This window comes from Symbioplanes lichenis (assembly GCF_030709675.1).
GTDB lineage: Bacteria > Actinomycetota > Actinomycetes > Mycobacteriales > Micromonosporaceae > Actinoplanes > Actinoplanes lichenis.
In genome coordinates this window covers 60,558-79,119 of record NZ_JAUZQD010000014.1, presented here as the reverse complement: position 1 = coordinate 79,119, position 18,562 = coordinate 60,558, and the positions used below count along the sequence as shown (strand labels likewise).

Here is an 18,562-nt window from a genome sequence, read left to right as displayed (position 1 = left end):
GTAGGTAGCAGACATGGCCGATCCGATGGAAGCGGTACGCCGCCTGCTCGACCTGCGCCGCCGCAGCCGCCCGGAGGATCTGCCTCCCGCCCTCGCCGCCGTGGCGCCGCTGCTGGGCGCCGAGCGGCTCACCGCCCTGATGATCGACTACGAGCAGCTGTCGCTGTGGCCGCTGCACGGCACGCCGGGCGACAGCGACCCGCGCAAGGTCAACGACACACTGCCCGGCCTGGCCTTCCGCACCGCGCGACCGGCCCAGGAGGACTCGTGCCTGTGGCTGCCGCTGCTGCACGGCGCCGAGCGGCTGGGCGTGCTCGAGGTCTGGCTGCGCGGGGAGGCCGACGACGCCCTGCGCCGCGACCTGGCCGTGATCGCCGCGCTTGTGGCGGAGCTGGTGGCGAGCCGGCGCTTCTACGGCGACGCGGTCGAACGCACGCGCCGGCGCCTCCCCATGCAGCTCGCCGCCGAGATCATCTGGAACCAGCTGCCCCCGCTCTCCTTCGCCGCCAACGGCGCCGTGGTCACCGCCGTCCTCGAGCCGTGCTACGACGTGGGCGGCGACGCCTTCGACTACGCGGCCAACGGCGACCTGCTGCACGTCGCCCTCTTCGACACCGTCGGCCACGGCATCAGCGCGAGCGCCCTGACCACGCTGACGCTCAACACCTATCGCAACGCCCGCCGCTCGGGCCTCGGCCTGGTGGACACCTACCGCTCGATCGACAAGTGGATCCGCCGGCAATACTCCGGCTCCTTCGTCACGGCCGTGCTGGCCGAGCTCGACACCGCCACGGGCACCTACCGCCGCATCGCCGCCGGTCACCCCGCCGAGCTCCACCTGCGCGGCGACCGGTCCATGCCGTCCCCGCCGACGCCCACGGCCCTGCCCCTCGGCCTGGGCCACATGATCCGGCGCCCGCCCCGGGTCACCGAGATCCCGCTCGAGCCCGGCGACACGCTCGCGCTCTACACCGACGGCATCACGGAGGCCCGGTCCGCGGACGGCCAGCTCTTCGGCCTCGACCGCCTCGACACCTTCCTGCGTACGGAACTCCGCGCCGACGCCCCGGCCGCCGAAACCATGCGCCGCCTGATCCACACCATCGTCTCGTACGAGAACGGCGAACTCCGCGACGACGCCACCGCCGCCCTCATCCAGTGGCGCCCGCCAGGCCCGTCATGAGCGTTTCCACGGTGCACCCTCGTGGTCACGAGTGGCGTGCTCGCCCGGCGCCAGGTCCATCACGTCGAGCAACGCCGGATCCCGCTCGATCGCGTGGTGCAGGTGCGCGACAGTCCCATCGTCGCCCGCGCCGGTCGCGCCGACGAGATGCCACGTAACCTCTTCGTCGTCATCGTCGTGCACCACCAGGAGGACCGGCTCGCGCAGCCCGTGAACCTCCGGTGTCTGAACGGCCATCGTGCCGAGCAGCCAGTGCTTCATCCACCACGCCCGCCGGTCCCGCTCCATCACGAGATCGGCCACCCACCAGATGAACGGCAGAGTGTCGTGCGCCCGCGCCTCCTCGGCGCTCAGGTCGGGGCCGCCCTCCGGCACCTGCTCGAACGGCTCGTCGACCAGCGAGGACGCGTACCCGCCGTCATGCGGGAAGATCCGCGCGTGGAACGTGCCACCGCCCGGATTGCCGATCCCCATCCCGATCGTGAGCGCGGCCGACTGCTGCTCCGACCCGGTGCACCACCCGAACGCGTACGACGCCAGCTCGCCCCGCGGCCCCACGAACTCCCCGAAGGCCCGCCTCTCGACGCCGGTCGCCCCGTCGTGCGGCGCCTCGGTGAGCCGCCCCTCCACCACCTGAATGTCCACGCCCGAGAAGGTACTCACCCCCTGCCCCGCAGTCCCGGCGAGGCAGGGGGGAAGCCGCCGGCTGGGCGATCCGCACGTTCCGCCGTGTCAGCGGAAGGTACTGACCCCGTGCGCGGTAGTGCCGAAAAGCCGCCCGTGCGCGACCATCAGGTTCTCCCCGCTCAGCGCCGCCGTCTTCGGGCTGAGCTTGATCGGCCTGCCGGTGGCGGAGGCCAGCGCCGCGACGGCCTTCCCGTTGCCGCGCCAGCCATAGAGCACTCCCCCGGCGACGGCGAAGGTCAGCGGCGGATCGCCCGCATAGTTCGCCGACCACAGATGCCGCCCGTCACGCGCGTCGAGGGCCAGGACACTGTCGCCGGCCTGGGTGTAGACCCGCCGACCGTCCGTCGCGAACCCGGTCACCGGCCCGTAGCTGGGAAAGGTCGCCTCCACCCGCCCGTCGCTCGCCCGGAGCACGCGGATGCCCCGCGAGTCACCACAGTGCATGGAGAACCGCCCGCCGTCCGGCGACGCCCCGATCGGCGTGTTGCACCCGGCGTCCAGCCTCCACACCGGCTTCCCGGTGACAACGTCCAGCGCGGCGTCACCGGTCACGACAACCGAGCTCATGACGTCGCCGCGCACCGATCCGGCGCGCGCCCACAGCAGGGCACCATCCTTGATCCGGTACGCCCGCATGCCGTACCCGCCGAGCGCCGGGTCCCACAACCCGCCGACCAGCACGCCGTCCCGCACGAGCGGCGCGTACATGAGATCGGTGATCGCCCGTGTCCAGCGCACCTTCCCGGTCCGCTCGTCGAGCGCGGTCAGGAACGCCTTCCGCGACCGGCAGTCGAGAAACTGCGCGAGCACCTCGCCTCCGCCGACCGCGACAAGCCGGATGTCCCGCCGCCCCGCGTCAGCCGTCCGCCATCGCAGCGTCCCGCTGCCGGCATCAAAAGCACTGATCCGGTACGACGCCGCGACGACCAGGTTCCGCGCCCCGACCAGCGGTTCGCTCGGGTCCGCGCACGTCGCCTCCGCCAGCGGAACCGACCACCCGGGCGCGAGCCGGCCCACCGTCGCCGGCGTCAGTCGCGTCTCCCCCGGGTTGAACCGATCCCCCGTCGCGTGCCCGGCCCGCTGCCCCCACTCGTCGGGCGCCGCCGCGGCAGCGGGCGGGGCCGGCATCGCCAGCACGGAAACCATCGTCAGTGCAGCCACTCTTCGCATGGACCCAGGTGATCAACACCCGGCGGGCCATGCGGCGGACGCGCCGGACAGGTCCCCCGCCGGGGTGGTCAGGGGATATCGTCCAGCGACAGGCGGTACCACTCGGTGCCGTAGAAGACGTGCAGGTCCGGTCCGCGACCGACGACCCGGGCACGGGCCGAGAGCGGCCGGCCGTCGGGCAGGGCGAGCCGGAACCGGCGCGTCTCCCGCAGCGCGTCGTCGCCGAGCTCGCCGGCGACGACCCGGTTGTGCCGGCCCCCGTAGCCGCCGATCAGGGCGACCCGGTGGTCGTCGGCCAGCAGGGCTTGCGCACCGCGGGCGAGATCGTTGCTCCACACCGTGATCCGGCCGTCGCGCACCCGGACGAGCGGGAAGTCGGAGTAGTAGCACGCCCAGACGGTCTCCCCGGCGACGTTGAGGGCGTAACAATCGTCGATGTAGGGGACGCCGTCCGGCCCGCCGAAGCGCCACTCCTGCTCGCCGCCGGGTCCGAACCGGATCAGTCCGCAGGAGCCCACCGGCGCCGGCCCGGGGCCACCCCATCCCTTGTTGCCGAAGACGCCCTCGTCGAAGTAGCCGGCCCAGATGCCGCCGGACGGCGTGGTGAGCAGATGCTGGATGCCGTCGCCGAAGACGTGCTCGCCGACCGGGGCGCCCTCCGCGTCGTACACGATGGCGTTGCGGTCCGGGCCCTCGGGCCGCCAGCGGCAGCGCGCACCCACCAGCAGCATCCGCCCGCCGGGCAACGGCTGAGCGGTGACGTGCGCGAGCGGCATCGCGGCGATGCGCACCTCTCGCAGCCCGGCCGCCGACTGCACGGTGACCCGCGTGCCGGCCGGATAGGCGGCCCGCGGATCGGGAAACGTCGCCCAGCCCGGCTGGACCGTGACCGAGGTCAGCGCCTCCCGATCGGCCGCGGCCGTCCAGACCGCGACCGCTTCGCCCTCCGGGCCGACGGACGCCCGCACCAGGACGTCACCGTCGTCCGCGCTCGCCAGCCGGCCGTGCCGGCGCAGCCGGAGCAGGGCTCGCTCACGCTTGGGGTCTCGCTTGGCCACGGCGCCATTCGATCATCCCGGCGTCCGCCCGGCCATCAATATTTCCGCTCCTCATGAGGGCGAGCGGCGCAGCGCAAGAAGCTCGAGCGTTGTACGATATAACGTACAACTCAGGAGGTCCCATGAAGGTCATCACCGCGTCCGACCTGCGCGCCAATCTGGCCAACGAGTTCGACGCCATCGAGGACAACGCCGAAGACCTCGTGGTCACTCGCAGCGGGCACGAGCCACTGGTCGTCATGCTCAAGAGCGACTACGACGCATGGCGCGAGACGGAATACCTGTCCCGCGGCGCCAACGGTCGCGAACTCCGCCGGCGCATGGCCGAGATGGAGGCGGGCGAGCGCGTCGAGCACGACCTGGCCGACCCCGAGGCACCCGCGTGAAAAGTGTCTGGCACCCCGACGCGTGGGACGAGTACGTGAGCTGGCAGACCGGGGACAAGAAGATCCTCAAGCGGATCAACAAGCTGATCACCGACATCCGGCGCGGGGACGAGGGCGGCATCGGCAAGCCCGAATTGCTCAGGGGCGAGCTCTCCGGGTGGGCCTCCCGGCGCGTCAACGACGAGCACCGGCTCGTGTACCGCGTGGTGGACGCGCACGGCGAGCTGGAGATCCTGTCCTGCCGCTACCACTACTCGGACAAGTAGCCCCGGGCCGGCATCAGCGGCGGCGGAGGATGTCGAGGAGGAACCAGTCGTCCTCGTGGTGGACGACCGGTTCCAGGGACGGGTGGGCGAGCAGCGCGGCGTGGGCGTTGAAGCCGTCGAAGTTGCCGCCGTTGTCGCGGTCGCGGAAGTGGACCGCCGCGAGGTCGCCGGCCGGGTCGAGGCGGGAGACCAGGCCGTCGACGGTGGCTTGGAGGTCGGCGGCGGAGAGGTAGTAGAGCAGGTCGCCGATGACGATCAGGTCGAAGGTGCCGGGCGGCAGGTCGGCGGGCAGGACTGCCACATCGACCTCGACGTTCGGGAGGTCGGCGACCGCGGACCGGGCGGTGGCGACGGCGTCCGGGACGGCGTCGGTGGCCAGCAGGGAGTCGCAGCGGGCGGCCAGGAGGCGGGTGAGGATGCCGACGGCGCAGCCCGGCTCGTACGCGCGGCGGTAGCGCTCGCGGGGCAGGCTGGCCAGGGTCACCGCGTATTTGCGCTGGTCGGACCACTTGAAGGCGTTGTCCCAGGGGTCGTCCTTGGCCAGATAGAGGTTGACGAAGTGGTCGAGGGAGAAGGATTCTTCCGGCGGCTGAGCGTCGCCCGGGGTACGTGGCACGCCGACGATTGTGCCCGACGCCGGAAGGTAGGCTGACCTAACTTTCGAGCGAGGGGTGGGTCGTGGCCGAACCGGAGTCGCTGGCGGATCTGCTGGGTGGGCGCCGGGCCGCGCTCGACGCCACCGTGCCGCCGGTCGTGTTCGTCGCCGGCTGGCTGACCGGCGGCCGTTCGATCTGGTGGGGTGCCGCCGCGGCGCTCGTGGCCGCCGTCGTCGTCGGCGCGATCCGGTTGAGAAACGGCGACAAGCCGCGGGCGGTGCTCGTCGGGCTGCTCGGTGTCGCCGTCGCCGCCCTCGTCGCGCTGCGGACAGGCCGGGCCGAGGACTTCTTCCTGCTGCAGATCGCCTCGAACGCGGCGAGCGCCCTGGCCTGGGCGGTCAGCATCGTCGTGCGGTGGCCGTTCCTGGGGATCATCGTCGGCGCGGTGCTGGGGCAGAAGACGCGGTGGCGGCGCGATCCGGCGCTGCTCCGGGCGTACATGCGCGGCAGTTGGGTCTGGGTTCTGCAATATGTCGTTCGTCTCGCGGTCTTCGTCCCGCTGTGGGCCGCGCATGCCGTCGTGGCGCTGGGCGTGGCGCGGGCGGCGCTGACCTGGCCGCTGGTCGCCGCGTGCCTCGCCGTCAGCTGGTGGGTGATCCGCAAGAGCCTCCCCGCGGACCACCCGGGCCTACGGCACCCGGCCGGAGACAAAGTCGGGAGTTGAGAAACCCTCACGGTGCATGGTCCCCCACGTCCCCTTGCCGCCCCGCCACGCGCTCAGGGCCCCCGTGATCTGCCACACCGCCAGGATCTGCCGGTAGCCGAAGTTCTCCATCACCGCCGCCGCCACGCCCCGGGCCAGGTCGCCCCAGCGCGGATACCGGTGGAACGACACCTCTTCGATGAACAGTGACGCCAGGCTGACGAGCAACCCGTAGCCGTACGCCACCAGCACGAACCGCCACGCGAACGCCACGTCGACCGCGTCCGCCCACAACCCCAGCGGGACGAGCACGAGCGCCGACAGCTCGACGAACGGGGCCAGCAGCTCGAAGATCACGTAGTACGGGAGCGCGATCAGCCCGATCCGCCCGTACCTCGGATTGGCGATCATGCCGCGGTGCTTGCGCAGGATCTCCGCGATGCCGCGGTGCCAGCGCCGGCGCTGGCGGCCGAGGACCCGCCACGTGGACGGCGCCTCGCTCCAGCTGACCGGCTCGGCGACGAAGATCACCCGGTAGTCGTGGCGCTGGCCGCGCAGGTGGTGGTGCAGGCGGACGACGAGCTCGGCGTCCTCGCCGATGGTGTCGCGGTCCATGCCGCCGACCTCGACGACCAGGTCGCGGCGGAAGACCCCGAAGGCGCCCGAGATCACGACCAGCCCGCCGAGCCGCGACCAGCCGGTGCGGCCCATGAGGAACGCGCGCAGATACTCGACGACCTGGATGCGGACGAGCCACTGGCGGGGCATGCGCACGTCGACGACGCGGCCGCCGAGGACCTTGCAGCCGTTGGCGATGCGCACCACGCCCCCGCACGCCGCGACGCGCAGCGGGTCGTCACCGAACGGCTTGGCCACCGACAGCAGCGCGTCCGGGTCGAGCACCGAGTCGGCGTCGACCATGCAGATCAGCGGGTGCCGGGCGAGGTTGATGCCGACGTTGAGGGCGTCCGCCTTGCCGCCGTTCGTCTTGCGGACCACGGTCAGGGTCTCCGGGTCGGCGCGGGCCACGTGCACGGAGAGCACATCTCCCTCGTACGGGACGTCGGCCGGTACCAACCGGGGCACTTCCACGAGGTCGAACTGCTCCCGCAGCCGCTCGAAGGTGTCATCCGACGAGCCGTCGTCGACCACGACGACCTCGTACCGGGGATAGCGCAGCGCGGTCATGGCCTGGACCGCCGCGACGATGCCCGGCCCCTCGTTGTAGGCCGGCACGATCACCGACACGGGCAGTGTCAGCGGGCTGCGGAACATGTCGTCGGCGCCCGCGAACGGCAGCCGCCGCAGGTGCCGCGCGAACTCCAGCCCCGCCATCAGCAAAAGGGCGAGATAGCTGCTGTTGAGCGCCACGAAGTACGCGAAGATCCCCCAGTCCGTCCAGCTCAGGATCTCCCGGACCAGCTCGCGAGTCACGCCGGAACCCATCCAACCGCCCCGCCCGCCGCCCCTGACCGGACTGAAGACTGTCCATCGACGACTTGAGCGTAGGCCAGCGCCTCGCTGGCGTGGGCGGCCGCGACCCCGGAGCCGACGTGCGCATAGTGCAGCGCCTCCAGCCCCGGCCGGCCCAACCGGCGCAGTGCGTGCGCGGCCTCGTGCGCGACGGCGAAAGCTTCGTCGGTCAAGAGCCCCGCCAGCGTCGGTACGGCCGAAGGGGCCCCGAGATCACCGAGCGCCCGCGCCGCGGCGACCCGCAACGGGGTGGGCCGCGACGGGTGCAGCGCGAGGGTGAGCGGGTCGAGGGCGGTGCGCGTGCCCAGCTTGCCGAGCGCGGCCGCGGCGGCCACCCGTACGTCGAGGTGGCTGTCCTCCCGCAGCACACGCGCGATGCGATGCACCGACGCCGTGGCGCCCAGCAGCCCGAGCGCGTCGAGGCACACCGCCCGGACCCGGGCCTGCGGATGGTCCAGCGCCGCCGACACGGTCACCTCCGCGTCCGCGCCCAGTTGCACGAGCGTGTGGCTGGCCAGCAGCGACGGGATCGGGTCGGCCCGGTCCAGGCTGGCGATGATGCGCCAGGCCGCCGCCGGGTCACCGATGCGGCCGAGCGCCCGTACGGCCACCACCCGCACCTCCGCGTGCCGATCCGTCAGCAGCTCGCACAGTGCCGGCACCGCCTGCCGCAGCTCCAGGTCCCCGAGCACCTGGGCCGCCCGGGCGCGCCGGACCCGGCTGCGGCTGCGCAGGTGCCCCATGGCCGTCCGCGCGACGCCCCGCCGCAGGAACACCGAGACCAGCCCCAGGTGGGCCTCGCCGCGCAGCTTCTGCAACAGCGCGAGGGCGTGCGGCTCGGCGGCCCGCCACGCGTCGGCGGGGATGGCGACCAGGTCGTGGCTGCCCTCCTCCCCGTTGTCGGCGACGAAGGCGAGCAGCGCCCGGCGCGGCCCCGCGGCCAGCCGGGCCCGTTTACGCTGGCGGGAGCCGCGGACCAGGCGGGCCGTGACGATGCCGCCGACCGTCCCGGCGACGACGACGGCCAGCACCTCGATGACGAACGTGAAGACCGCGAGCATCAGTGGGCGACCCGCTGCAGGGCGTTCTCGACGCGGGCGAGCAGGTCGCGGGGGCTGAACGGCTTGACGACGTAGTCGGTGGCCCCGGCGGCGTACCCCTGTTCGAGGTCCTGCGGCCGCGAGCGCGCGGTCAGCATGATGATCGGCGTGCCCGCGGGCAGCGGCCCGGCGCGCAGCTCGCGGCAGATCTCGAGCCCGGACTTGCGGGGCAGCCGCACGTCGAGCAGCACCAGGTCCGGCGGTCGGCCGAGCGCCGCACGCAGCGCGGCGGCCCCGTCGGCCACGGCGATCACATCCATCCCGGCCCGCCCCAGCTTGTACGACACGAGGTGCTGGATGTCCGGATCGTCCTCGACGAGCAGGATGGTCCTTCCCACCCGCCCAACATATCCGTTTTGCGCGACTTGCACTGCCGCAACGCCTCTCCGGCGCCGCGCGACTTGCACTGCCGCAACGCCTCTCCGGCGCCGCGCGGGTTGCACTGCCGCAACGCTTCGCCGGCGCCGCCGCGGGTTGCACTGCCGCAACGCTTCGCCGGCGCCGCCGCGGGTTGCATTCCTGCAACTTGAGTAACGGCGCCCCGGCACCGTCCGAACAATGCTGCGTGACCAAGACCCCGGGCAAGCGTGCCGTCGCCCTCGCCGCGGCCGTGCTCACCCTCGGCCTCGGCGCGGGTGCCGCGGCGGCCATCGGTCTGACCGCGGCCGGCCGGGACGCGGCCACCGCCCGGCTCGAGCTGCGCGTCGCGGGCGTGCGCGGGGCTCTGGACACCACCACCCAGCGGTACGCCGACACGCTGCACGACGTCGCCGTCACCGCCGCGTCCGGGGGCGCCCTGGCCACCGCCGTCTCGCGGCTCACCGCCGACCGGCTCCCGGGCGCGCACCAGATCGTCGTCGTCTCCCCGACCGGCGCCATCCTGGCCGAGCACACGCTCGACGGCAGCAGCCCGCCGCCGCGTACGGTGCTGGCCCCGCCGCCGGCCCTGGCCCGCGCCCTGGAGACCGCCCGCACCACCGGGCGCCCGGCCGCCGGGCCGGCCCACGTGCTCCCCGCCGACCTCGACCTGCCCCCGGCCCACCGGCAGTCCGCGATCGACCTGGTCGCCCCGGTGCACGACACCGAGTTCCGCGGCTGGGTCGTCATCGCCGTGCGCGCCGGCGACCTGTTGCGCGAGTCGCTCGGCCCGAGTCCGGACGTGGCGGTCACGCTCACCGAGACGTCGGCCGGGGGTGTGACCCACCGGGTCGCCTCCTACGGCGAGGCGTCGGGCGCGGAGACGCGTACGGTCGATGTCGCCCTGGCCGGGCACGCCTGGCAGGCGGAGGTCCGCCCCGCGACCGCGCTCGCCCCCTTCCCCTTCGCCGCGCCGCTGGCCCTGATCGCCGCCGCCGTCGTGAGCCTGCTCCTGGCCGGCGCGGTGCTCCGGCTCGCGGCCGCCCGCCGCGCCCCCGCCGCCGTTGCCACCGGGACCGACGACGCCGAAGTGGCCGGCTTCACCAAGGCCGCCAGCGAGCACCTGCGCGCCCCGCTCCACACCATCGCCGGCTTCACCGAGCTGCTCCACGAGGAGGCCGGCGCCCAGTTGGACGAGGCGTCCCGCGGCTTCCTCGACCGCATCGGCGGCAGCACCAGGCGCATGCTGACGCTGGTCGACGAGCTGGTGGCGTACTCCTCGGCCGGCGACGCCGCCCTCAAGCCGGTCCCGGTCGACCTCACCGCGCTCACCCTCGGGGTGGCCCTGGCCCACCCGGACCGCCCGGCCGTCGACGTCGGCGACCTGCCCACGGTCCTGGCCGACGCCGACCTGCTCGCCGACGTGCTCGGCCGGCTCGTCGACAACGCCGCCCGCTACGTCCGCCACGACACCGCGCCCCGGATCACCGTCGGTGCCCGGCAGCACGCCCCGGGCTGGTGGCGGGTCGAGATCGCCGACCGCGGCATCGGCGTCCCGGCGGACGAGCGCGCCCGCGTCTTCCGGCCGTTCCACCGCACCGCGGCCGCCGAGGGCTACCCCGGCATCGGGCTCGGGCTGGCCACCGCCCGCCGCATCATCACGGCCCACGGCGGCGAGATCGGCGTCGAGCCCAACCCGGGCGGCGGCAGCGTCTTCTGGTTCACCGTGCCGGCCACCGACCTGACGCCCGAGTTCGGCCCGGAGCTCTTCGCAACGGCGGCTCAGTAGGCCAGAATTCCGTTGTTGTTGCTCACGGTGCCGGTGGGGCCGTCCGGCCCGATCATGGCCAGCCGCACGATCTCGTCGGAGCCGGTGGTGACGTCGTGCGCGCCGGCCCCGCCGTTGAGGTCGGTGCGGGTGTAGCCGGGGTCCGCCGCGTTCACCCGCATGCCCGGGAGCGCGTTGGCGTACTTCAGGGTGAGCATGGTGAGCGCCGTCTTGGAGACCGCATAGATTGGGGGCACCACCCGCCAGTCGAAATAGCCGTTCGCGAGGGTGTCGTGGAACGAGCCGACGCCCGACGACACATTGACGATCCGGGCATTGTCCGAGTGCTCGAGCAACGGGACGAACACATTCGTCACCCGGATGACGCCGAGCACGTTGGTGTCGAGCACAGCGCCGGCGTCCGCGGCCACCGTCCGCTCGACCGGGGCGAAGGTCCCGGTGATGCCGGCGTTGTTGATCAGCACGTCGAGCCGTCCGTACTCCTGGCCGATGAAGGCGGCCGCGGCGGCCACGCTCTCTTGGTCCGTGACGTCCAGCGGCACGAAGGCCACGCCCAGCTCGGCCGCAGCGGCGCGTCCCCGGTCCTGGGCGCGGGCGCCGATCACCACCGTGTGCCCGGCCTCGTGCAGCCGGCGCGCCGTCTCGCGGCCGAGTCCCTTGTTCCCACCCGTGATCATCGTGATGTCGTTCATGATCCTCATCGTGGGGCGCGGCCCCGGGGCGGAGAAGATGCCGCCCGTCGGTAGGACTGCGGGTACCAGGCACACTGGCCGGGTGACGGATCATGGCTTCGCGTCGCTCCTGAGGGGCTGGCGTGATCGCAGCACCCCCGTGCCCTCGGTCAAGCCCCGGCGGTCGCCGGGCCTGCGGCGGGAGGATCTGGCGACGCTCGCGGGCATCTCCGTCGACTACCTCGTGCAGCTCGAACAGGGGCGGGCCACCAACCCCTCGCCGGCCGTCGTCGCCGCCCTCACCCGCGCCTTGCGTCTCACCGCCGCCGACGCCGCCGCGCTCTATCAGTCGGCCGGGCTCGCGGCGCCGTCGTCCGCCATCGACCGCTCGCTCCCGGACAGCGTCGAGCGCCTGCTCGCGCGGACGACCGACCGGCCGGCCGCCGCCTACTCCGCCGACTGGTGGCTGCTGCGCTGGAACCCGGCGTGGGCCGCGCTCATGGGCGACCCGATGGCGCTCGCCGGCCGCGCCCGCAACCAGGTCTGGTACGAGATGACCACCGACACCAAGGCGATCTGGGTCGACCCGGCCGAGCGTGAGCGCTACCGCGACGCCCTCGTCGGCGACCTGCGCGCCGTCCGTGCCACCCACCCCGGCGACGCCGAGCTCGGCGAGCTGGTCGAGGCCCTGCACGCCGAGTGCCCGGACTTCACCGCGCGCTGGGACACCGCCCGGCCGGCCGGCTACCGGGGCGCGCGCAAGCGGATCAGCCATCCCGTCGCCGGCCTCATGCGGCTGGACGGCGACGTCTTCCAGGCTACCGGCTCCGGCGTCCGCGTCATCGTCTACTCCGCGGCGCCCGGCTCGCCCGACGCCGCCCGCCTGGCCTCCGTGGTGGAATCCTTTTCGGCGCTGTAGTCACCACGCACTTTTTCGTGGCTGAACCGGACCAACCAGGCATGACGCGCGGCATAACGTATTTTTGAGCGTCATTTTCTATGGCCTTTCGGCCCCCGCTGTTGCGGAAATATTGACGGGCCCGCAACCGCGAAGTAACAATTGCCAGAGAGCGCTCTCAGCTGTTCCGTACGGTCGTCCCCCGCCCGCCTTCCCCCGACAGGCAGGAACATGACTCCCTCCCTCGCGCCACCCCGGCGCGGCCGCCGGAAGATCGTGCTGAGCACGGTCCTCGCCACGGCCCTCGGCCTCACCGTCGCCTCGGTCGCCACCAACGCCAGCGCCGCGGACATCCCCGTGTCCCAGGGCAAGACGGCCACCGCCTCATCCGTGGAGAGCGCCGCCTACGCCGCGTCCGCCGCGGTCGACGGCGACACCGGCACCCGCTGGTCCAGCACATTCGCCGACCCCCAGTGGCTGCAGGTCGACCTGGGCAGCACCCAGTCGATCAACCGGATCGTGCTCAACTGGGAGGCCGCGTACGCCTCGGCCTTCATGATCCAGACCTCGGCCAACGGCACCACCTGGACCAACATCACCCCGGTGACCGCGGGCCAGGCCGGCGTCCAGACGCTCAACGCCACCGGCAGCGGCCGGTACGTGCGGATGAACGGCACCACCCGGGCCACCCCCTACGGCTACTCGCTGTGGGAGTTCCAGGTCTTCGCCGGCACGACGACCACGCCGACCCTGCCCACGTCCGACACCCCGGACCTGGGTTCGAACGTACGGATCTTCGACCCGTCGACCCCGGCGTCGACCATCCAGTCCGCGGTGGACGCGGCGTTCAACGCGCAGCTGCGCAGCCCGACCGCGCAGTTCGGCAGCCAGCGCAACGTGTTCCTCTTCAAGCCCGGCACCTACGGCCGGGTGTGGGCCAACGTCGGCTTCTACACCACCGTCGCCGGTCTCGGCCTCAACCCCGACGACGTGACGATCAACGGCGCGGTCAACGTCGACTCCGGCTGGAACTACGGCGACGAGAAGAACGCGACCCAGAACTTCTGGCGCAGCATGGAGAACCTCTCGATCGTCCCCGAGGGCGGCACCAACCGGTGGGCCGTCTCGCAGGCCGCCCCGATGCGCCGCGTGCACATCAAGGGCAACCTGACCCTGGCGCCCTCCAACCAGGACAACGGGCAGGGCTACTCCAGCGGCGGCTACCTGGCCGACTCCGTCGTTGACGGCACCGTCTCCTCGGGCTCCCAGCAGCAGTGGTACACCCGGGACAGCCGGATCGGGCGCTGGGAGGGCGGCGTCTGGAACATGGTCTTCTCCGGCGTGCAGGGCGCCCCGGCCAACGCGTTCCCGAACCCGCCGCACACCACCCTGGCCACCACCCCGGTCACCCGGGAGAAGCCCTACCTCTACGTCGACAGCGCCGGCCTCTACCGCGTCTTCGTGCCCGCCGTGCGCCGCAACTCCGCCGGCGCCAGCTGGCCCAACACCGCCGGCACCTCGATCCCGATGCGCGAGTTCTACGTCGCCAAGCCCGGTGACAGCGCCGCGCGGATCAACTCCGCCCTGGCCCAGGGCCTGAACCTCTTCTTCACCCCCGGCACCTACACCCTCTCCGAAACCATCCGGGTGACCCGCCCCAACACGGTGGTGACCGGCATCGGCTTCCCGACCCTGATCCCGTCGGGCGGCGTCGAGGCCCTCAACGTCGCCGACGTCGACGGCGTCAAGGTCAGCGGTCTCACGTTCGACGCCGGCACGACCAACAGCCCCACGCTGATGAGCGTCGGCCAGGCCGGTGTCCACACCGACCACGCCGCCAACCCGATCAGCCTGCAGGACGTCTTCTTCCGCATCGGCAGCAGCGTCCAGGGCAAGGCCACCACCACCCTCGCCGTGCACAGCGACGACACCGTCGTCGACCACATCTGGGCCTGGCGGGCCGACCACGGCGGCGCCCCCACCGGCTGGACGGTCAACACCGGCGACACCGGCCTCCTGGTCAACGGGGACGACGTGCTCGCCACCGGCCTGTTCGTCGAGCACTACCAGAAGTACGAGGTCATCTGGAACGGCAACCGCGGCAAGACGATCTTCTTCCAGAACGAGAAGCCGTACGACGTCCCGAACCAGGCCGCCTGGATCGGCCCGCGCGGCAACGGCTACGCCGCGTACAAGGTGGCCGACTCGGTGACCGACCACCAGCTCTGGGGCGGCGGCTCCTACGCCTACTTCAACGTCAACCCCAGCGTCCGCGTGGACCGCGCCTTCGAGGTCCCCAACCGAGCCGGCGTCCAGCTCCGCAGCGTCCTCACCGTCTCCCTGGGCGACGTCGGCACCATCGCCAACGTCGTCAACGACACCGGCGGCGCCGTCCCCAACCCGGCCGGCAACACCACTCCCCGCAACGTGGTCGCGTACCCGTAAGGCCCTGCGCTCGTGATCTGAACCCGGCGGCCACCGGTGCACCCGCACCGGTGGCCGCCGGCGTTATATGAGTACGCGACCGGCGCCGTCTGTCCCGTCGTGACTGCCGCCGTCTGCTGCTCGCCACCGAGCTGGCCTTCGCCAGTGACACCCTGGGCTGGGCCCGGGACTGGGAGTCCGACGCCGGCTTCACCGACCGCGACACGATCACCGTGCTGCGCGGCCTGCAGGAGCGACTGGCCGGCATCGTCCATGGAACCGATGAACGCCTGCTCGGCCCGGCTCTCGCGACCCGGCCCGCCTGGGAACCGATCGCCATGGACGCCGACGACCCGTACTGGACCGCCTTCGACGAGCGGTTCGCCTTCCGGCCCGGCATACGGTCGTGGCCGGCCATCGACGAGCCCCGGCCCTCGGTGACCATCGACCTCGGCCCGATCTTCGCCGGCGACCACTCGCAGTTCGCCGCCGGCGCGACCGCCGTCGACAGCCTCGCGCTGGCCGCGATGGTGCGCGTGCTGGACCCCGACGCCAGCCTTGTCGTGCTCGACTGGCAGCATCAGACCTACCGCCTCCGGCCGCATCTGCTCGCCTGCCAGACAGACCGGGAATGGCCCACGACGGTCTTCCCGAACGGCGACTACTACATCTTCCTGACCGAGGACATGCGCACCGGCACCTTCGGCCACCCCTGGGAACAGACGCTGTGCGTCTTCGGCGAACCGCTGGTGTCCGCCCTCGTGCCGATGCTGACGAGCTGGCTCCCGATCAAGCGCAGCAACCGGCCATGACCAGTCACCCCGCGTCAGGACCGATCGTCGTCACCAGAACCGCCAAGGCGTCGTCGTATTGGCGGCGGTCGAACCGGAAGGGCCCGAACCCCGAATAGTCACGCGCTTTTCGGTGCGGCTGCTCGAACGCGTCCCACCTCACCTGATCATCGCTCACGGTGACAACGGCCAGGAGCGGCCAGCATCCCCACTCCCCGCACTCGCAGCCGAGCACGGGCGTCTTCGGCCCCGTCACGCCGGTGGACCGGCCGGAGAAATGCTCCCCCATCGGGCCGAAACGAAAGAATTCCGGAATCAGCCCGCCGTACGCACCACCGGCCGGCCGCATCCCGGCCGCGATCTCGAACCGGTCGATCAGCTCGGTGAGCGGCACGCCGCCGATCCACGGAACGACCTCCAGCACGCCGCCGTCATTCCGCCGCCGGCAGTCGAACCGGATCTCGTCGCTGATCATCCGCCGATTGTCGCGCGGATCGGGGTGGTGAGGGGCCGGGTGGCCGGTGGATCTCGTGGTTAGGCTCGGGGGATGGTGACGCAGGCGAGCAGGCTCAAGCATGTCCGGTACGACATCCGCGGCCCGGTGCTGCGGCGGGCCCAGGAGCTGGAGAACGCGGGGCACCGCATCCTGAAGCTCAACCTCGGCAACCCGGCGCCCTGGGGGCTGGCGACGCCGGAGCCGATCGTGGCGGACATGGTGCACAACCTGGGGGCCGCCGAGGGGTACAGCGACGCGCGCGGGATCTATTCGGCGCGGGTGGCCGTGGCGCAGTACTACCAGACGCTCGGGGTGGAGGATGTGCAGCCGGACGACGTGTTCCTCGGCAACGGGGTGTCCGAGCTGATCGTCATGTCGCTGCAGGCTCTTCTCAACACCGGGGACGAGGTGCTCGTGCCCAGCCCCGACTACCCGCTCTGGACCGGGGCGGTGACGCTGTGCGGGGGGCGGGCGGTGCACTACCGGTGCGAGTCGGCGCTCGGGTGGGAGCCCGACCTCGAGCACGTGGCGTCGCAGGTCACGCCGAACACGCGGGCCATCGTCATCATCAACCCGAACAACCCGACGGGCGCGGTCTACTCGAAGGAGACGCTGCTCGGGCTGCTCGAGATCGCCCGCCGGCACAACCTGCTGGTGCTGGCGGACGAGATCTACGACAAGATCCTGTACGACGACGCGCAGCACGAGTGCGCCGCCGCCCTCGCCCCGGATCTGCTCGTGCTGACGATGAGCGGGCTGTCGAAGACGTACCGCGCGGCGGGGTTCCGGTCGGGCTGGATGGCCGTGAGCGGTCCCACCTCCCAGGCCCAGGAGTACCTCGAGGGCCTGCAACTGCTGGCCAACATGCGCCTGTGCCCGAACGTCCCCGCGCAGCACGCCGTGCAGACCGCGCTCGGCGGCTACCAGAGCATCAAGACCCTGATCCGCCCCGGCGGCCGCCTGTACGAGCAGCGCAACCACGCCTGGGAGAAGCTCACCGCCATCCCGGGCGTCGAGGTCGTCAAGCCGCGCGGCGCCCTCTATCTCTGGGCCCGCCTCGACCCGGCGGTCCACAAGATCCGGGACGACCAGCAGATGATCATCGACCTGCTGGAGCAGGAGCTGATGCTGCTCTCCCACGGCACCGGCTTCAACATGCCCACCCCCGACTACCTGCGCCTGGTCTTCCTCGCCCCGGTCGAGGTCCTCGACGACGCCACCGAGCGCCTGCGCCGCTTCCTGGAGACGTACGAGCAGTGACTCAGGCGGGGCTCTCGCGGCCGTTCTCGTCGAGGACGTGGGAGTCCCAGTAGGTGTCCCACTCGTCGCCGACGTGGGTGGGGACCTTGCCCTCGGGATAGCGGACGTAGCCCGGGGGCGGGTCCTCGCCGTCGGCCACGCAGGCGCCGCCGGTGGTGCTGCCGACCGCCTTGACCGGGTACTCCCCGCCGCCGCACATCGCGTCCGGGCCCCAGCAGCCGCTCAGCGTCAGCAGGGCCACCGCGCTCGCCAGAAAGATTCGCATGACGGTGAGTCTTGTCGGCGAACGGCGGGCATGGATCCGCACGCGTACTCAGAGCGGCGTGAGGAGAAGCGGCAAGCTGAGCGCGTGACAATGGTCGCATCGAGCGGCATGCCGATCTCTCCGTCGTCCATTCTGAGGCCATGGAACTCGCCACGCTGCCGGCCGACAATCACACCCACAGCGAGTGGTCGTGGGACGCGCCGCGCGGATCGATGGCCGGCTCGTGTGCGCGGGCCGTCGAGCTGGGCCTGCCGTCGATCGCCTTCACCGAGCATCTCGACTTCACGGTGTGGACCCTCTCCGCCGCGGACGCCGCCGCCCACGATCATCTGGCCGGTCTCGTGACGCCGGAGGGGACATTGACGCCACCGGCGTTCGACGTGGCGGGTTATCTGGCGGCGATCGAAGAGTGCCGGCAGCGCTTTCCCGGGTTGCGCATTCTCAGCGGCGTCGAGGTCGGCGAGGCGCACTGGCACGCGGACGCGGTCGCCCGCACGCTGAAGGGCGGGCATTTCGACCGGGTGATCGGCTCGCTGCACTGCCTTCGCACCGAGCGGGGCTTCAGCGAGCCGTGGGCGCTCATGCCGCATCGCGATCCCACCGAGGTCGTACGCGAGTATCTGGCCGGGATCGTCGAACTCGTCCAGGGCAGCGACGTCTTCGAGGTGCTCACCCATGTCGACTATCCGCTGCGCTCGTGGCCCGCGTCGGCCGGGCCGCTCGACGTGACGGTGTTCGAGGAGGAGTACCGGCACGCGCTGCGCGCCACGGCGCGGGCCGGCCGGGCGCTGGAGATCAACACCCGGCGGCCGCTCGACGCGACGATCCTGCGCTGGTGGCACGAGGAGGGCGGCGGCGCGGTGAGCTTCGGCAGCGACGCGCATGTGCCCGAGCAGGTGGCGCGCGGCTTCCGGGAGGCGGCGGAGATGGCGGCGGCGTTCGGTTTCCGGCCCGGCTCCCGCCCGTACGACCTCTGGGGCCGCAGTTGA

The 18,562-nt window shown here is 72.2% G+C and carries 20 protein-coding genes; 10 read left to right on the top strand and 10 right to left on the bottom strand.

What is annotated here, in order from left to right:
- Positions 1-13 precede the first annotated feature (13 nt).
- Positions 14-1,183, top strand: coding sequence for a PP2C family protein-serine/threonine phosphatase (locus RAN62_RS30115; protein ID WP_305788192.1), 1,170 nt, complete (start codon positions 14-16; stop codon positions 1,181-1,183).
- Here RAN62_RS30115 and RAN62_RS30110 read toward each other — a convergent pair.
- The 3 genes from RAN62_RS30110 to RAN62_RS30100 all read right to left on the bottom strand — a co-directional run bounded on the left by RAN62_RS30110 (position 1,178) and on the right by RAN62_RS30100 (position 4,098).
- Positions 1,178-1,828, bottom strand: a complete 651-nt coding sequence (locus tag RAN62_RS30110) for a hypothetical protein (RefSeq protein ID WP_305788191.1) — start codon at positions 1,826-1,828, stop codon at positions 1,178-1,180. The genes RAN62_RS30115 and RAN62_RS30110 overlap by 6 nt on opposite strands.
- 87 nt (positions 1,829-1,915) lie before the next feature.
- Positions 1,916-3,040 (bottom strand): outer membrane protein assembly factor BamB family protein, encoded by a 1,125-nt coding sequence (locus RAN62_RS30105; protein ID WP_305788190.1) that lies wholly within the window; start codon positions 3,038-3,040, stop codon positions 1,916-1,918.
- A gap of 68 nt (positions 3,041-3,108) precedes the next feature.
- Positions 3,109-4,098 (bottom strand): YxiH-YxzG fusion protein, encoded by a 990-nt coding sequence (locus RAN62_RS30100; RefSeq protein WP_305788189.1) that lies wholly within the window; start codon positions 4,096-4,098, stop codon positions 3,109-3,111.
- 122 nt (positions 4,099-4,220) lie between these two features.
- On the opposite strand from RAN62_RS30100, the gene RAN62_RS30095 reads away from it, so the two are divergent.
- Together RAN62_RS30095 and RAN62_RS30090 are read left to right on the top strand one after the other, a co-directional pair.
- Positions 4,221-4,484 (top strand): type II toxin-antitoxin system Phd/YefM family antitoxin, encoded by a 264-nt coding sequence (locus RAN62_RS30095; RefSeq protein ID WP_305788188.1) that lies wholly within the window; start codon positions 4,221-4,223, stop codon positions 4,482-4,484.
- Entirely contained in the window at positions 4,481-4,750 is a 270-nt protein-coding gene (locus RAN62_RS30090; RefSeq protein WP_305788187.1) for a Txe/YoeB family addiction module toxin, read from the top strand. Before RAN62_RS30095 ends, RAN62_RS30090 begins: the two co-directional genes overlap by 4 nt.
- Positions 4,751-4,763: 13 nt before the next feature.
- On the opposite strand, the gene RAN62_RS30085 is transcribed toward RAN62_RS30090, so the two are convergent.
- Positions 4,764-5,366: an SAM-dependent methyltransferase gene (locus RAN62_RS30085; protein ID WP_305788186.1), complete on the bottom strand. Its 603-nt coding sequence runs from the start codon at positions 5,364-5,366 to the stop codon at positions 4,764-4,766.
- A 62-nt stretch (positions 5,367-5,428) separates the two neighbouring features.
- Here RAN62_RS30085 and RAN62_RS30080 point away from each other — a divergent pair, with 62 nt between their 5' ends.
- Entirely contained in the window at positions 5,429-6,070 is a 642-nt protein-coding gene (locus RAN62_RS30080) for a DUF3159 domain-containing protein (protein WP_305788185.1), read from the top strand.
- On the opposite strand, the gene RAN62_RS30075 is transcribed toward RAN62_RS30080, so the two are convergent.
- From RAN62_RS30075 to RAN62_RS30065, 3 genes are read right to left on the bottom strand one after another with little or no spacing between them, the layout of a single operon-like run.
- Positions 6,035-7,483 carry a glycosyltransferase family 2 protein gene (locus tag RAN62_RS30075; protein ID WP_305788184.1) on the bottom strand — a complete coding sequence of 483 codons (1,449 nt, stop codon included), beginning with the start codon at positions 7,481-7,483 and terminating at the stop codon, positions 6,035-6,037. The two genes, RAN62_RS30080 and RAN62_RS30075, sit on opposite strands and share 36 nt — an antisense overlap.
- Entirely contained in the window at positions 7,480-8,583 is a 1,104-nt protein-coding gene (locus RAN62_RS30070; protein ID WP_305788183.1) for a HEAT repeat domain-containing protein, read from the bottom strand. Before RAN62_RS30070 ends, RAN62_RS30075 begins: the two co-directional genes overlap by 4 nt.
- The gene (locus RAN62_RS30065; protein WP_305788182.1) at positions 8,583-8,960 is read right to left on the bottom strand and encodes a response regulator transcription factor; all 378 of its coding nucleotides are present in this window, start codon (positions 8,958-8,960) and stop codon (positions 8,583-8,585) included. The genes RAN62_RS30070 and RAN62_RS30065 overlap by 1 nt, the downstream gene beginning before the upstream one ends.
- A gap of 227 nt (positions 8,961-9,187) precedes the next feature.
- Here RAN62_RS30065 and RAN62_RS30060 point away from each other — a divergent pair, with 227 nt between their 5' ends.
- Complete coding sequence (locus tag RAN62_RS30060; protein ID WP_305788181.1) at positions 9,188-10,768, top strand: sensor histidine kinase; 1,581 nt, start codon at positions 9,188-9,190, stop codon at positions 10,766-10,768.
- Here the strand turns inward: RAN62_RS30060 and RAN62_RS30055 are convergent.
- Positions 10,762-11,460 (bottom strand): SDR family NAD(P)-dependent oxidoreductase, encoded by a 699-nt coding sequence (locus RAN62_RS30055; protein ID WP_305788180.1) that lies wholly within the window; start codon positions 11,458-11,460, stop codon positions 10,762-10,764. The genes RAN62_RS30060 and RAN62_RS30055 overlap by 7 nt on opposite strands.
- Before the next feature lie 82 nt (positions 11,461-11,542).
- Here RAN62_RS30055 and RAN62_RS30050 point away from each other — a divergent pair, with 82 nt between their 5' ends.
- From RAN62_RS30050 to RAN62_RS30040, 3 genes are all read left to right on the top strand, one after another.
- Positions 11,543-12,358 carry a helix-turn-helix domain-containing protein gene (locus RAN62_RS30050; protein ID WP_305788179.1) on the top strand — a complete coding sequence of 272 codons (816 nt, stop codon included), beginning with the start codon at positions 11,543-11,545 and terminating at the stop codon, positions 12,356-12,358.
- A gap of 210 nt (positions 12,359-12,568) precedes the next feature.
- Positions 12,569-14,782 carry a discoidin domain-containing protein gene (locus tag RAN62_RS30045; protein ID WP_305788178.1) on the top strand — a complete coding sequence of 738 codons (2,214 nt, stop codon included), beginning with the start codon at positions 12,569-12,571 and terminating at the stop codon, positions 14,780-14,782.
- A gap of 212 nt (positions 14,783-14,994) precedes the next feature.
- The gene (locus RAN62_RS30040; protein ID WP_305788177.1) at positions 14,995-15,573 is read left to right on the top strand and encodes a DUF2716 domain-containing protein; all 579 of its coding nucleotides are present in this window, start codon (positions 14,995-14,997) and stop codon (positions 15,571-15,573) included.
- Between the two features lie 4 nt (positions 15,574-15,577).
- Here RAN62_RS30040 and RAN62_RS30035 read toward each other — a convergent pair whose 3' ends face one another.
- On the bottom strand, positions 15,578-16,027 hold the full coding sequence (locus RAN62_RS30035; RefSeq protein WP_305788176.1) for a hypothetical protein: 450 nt from the start codon (positions 16,025-16,027) through the stop codon (positions 15,578-15,580).
- A 72-nt stretch (positions 16,028-16,099) separates the two neighbouring features.
- Between RAN62_RS30035 and RAN62_RS30030 the strand changes: the two genes are divergently transcribed.
- A complete protein-coding gene (locus RAN62_RS30030) occupies positions 16,100-17,308 on the top strand; it encodes a pyridoxal phosphate-dependent aminotransferase (protein ID WP_305788175.1) in 1,209 nt (402 codons plus the stop codon).
- Between the two features lies 1 nt (position 17,309).
- Here RAN62_RS30030 and RAN62_RS30025 read toward each other — a convergent pair whose 3' ends face one another.
- Complete coding sequence (locus tag RAN62_RS30025; RefSeq protein ID WP_305788174.1) at positions 17,310-17,573, bottom strand: SCO0607 family lipoprotein; 264 nt, start codon at positions 17,571-17,573, stop codon at positions 17,310-17,312.
- A gap of 140 nt (positions 17,574-17,713) precedes the next feature.
- On the opposite strand from RAN62_RS30025, the gene RAN62_RS30020 reads away from it, so the two are divergent.
- Entirely contained in the window at positions 17,714-18,562 is an 849-nt protein-coding gene (locus RAN62_RS30020) for a PHP domain-containing protein (protein WP_305788173.1), read from the top strand.

Bases quoted from the DNA above. Each gene is read 5' to 3' on its own strand.
- RAN62_RS30115 (WP_305788192.1), top strand. From the start codon at position 14: ATGGCCGATCCGATGGAAGCGGTACGCCGCCTGCTCGACCTGCGCCGC.
- RAN62_RS30105 (WP_305788190.1), bottom strand. From the start codon at position 3,040: ATGCGAAGAGTGGCTGCACTGACGATGGTTTCCGTGCTGGCGATGCCG.
- RAN62_RS30095 (WP_305788188.1), top strand. From the start codon at position 4,221: ATGAAGGTCATCACCGCGTCCGACCTGCGCGCCAATCTGGCCAACGAG.
- RAN62_RS30070 (WP_305788183.1), bottom strand. From the start codon at position 8,583: ATGCTCGCGGTCTTCACGTTCGTCATCGAGGTGCTGGCCGTCGTCGTC.
- RAN62_RS30055 (WP_305788180.1), bottom strand. From the start codon at position 11,460: ATGAACGACATCACGATGATCACGGGTGGGAACAAGGGACTCGGCCGC.
- RAN62_RS30045 (WP_305788178.1), top strand. From the start codon at position 12,569: ATGACTCCCTCCCTCGCGCCACCCCGGCGCGGCCGCCGGAAGATCGTG.
- RAN62_RS30035 (WP_305788176.1), bottom strand. From the start codon at position 16,027: ATGATCAGCGACGAGATCCGGTTCGACTGCCGGCGGCGGAATGACGGC.
- RAN62_RS30030 (WP_305788175.1), top strand. From the start codon at position 16,100: ATGGTGACGCAGGCGAGCAGGCTCAAGCATGTCCGGTACGACATCCGC.
- RAN62_RS30025 (WP_305788174.1), bottom strand. From the start codon at position 17,573: ATGCGAATCTTTCTGGCGAGCGCGGTGGCCCTGCTGACGCTGAGCGGC.
- RAN62_RS30020 (WP_305788173.1), top strand. From the start codon at position 17,714: ATGGAACTCGCCACGCTGCCGGCCGACAATCACACCCACAGCGAGTGG.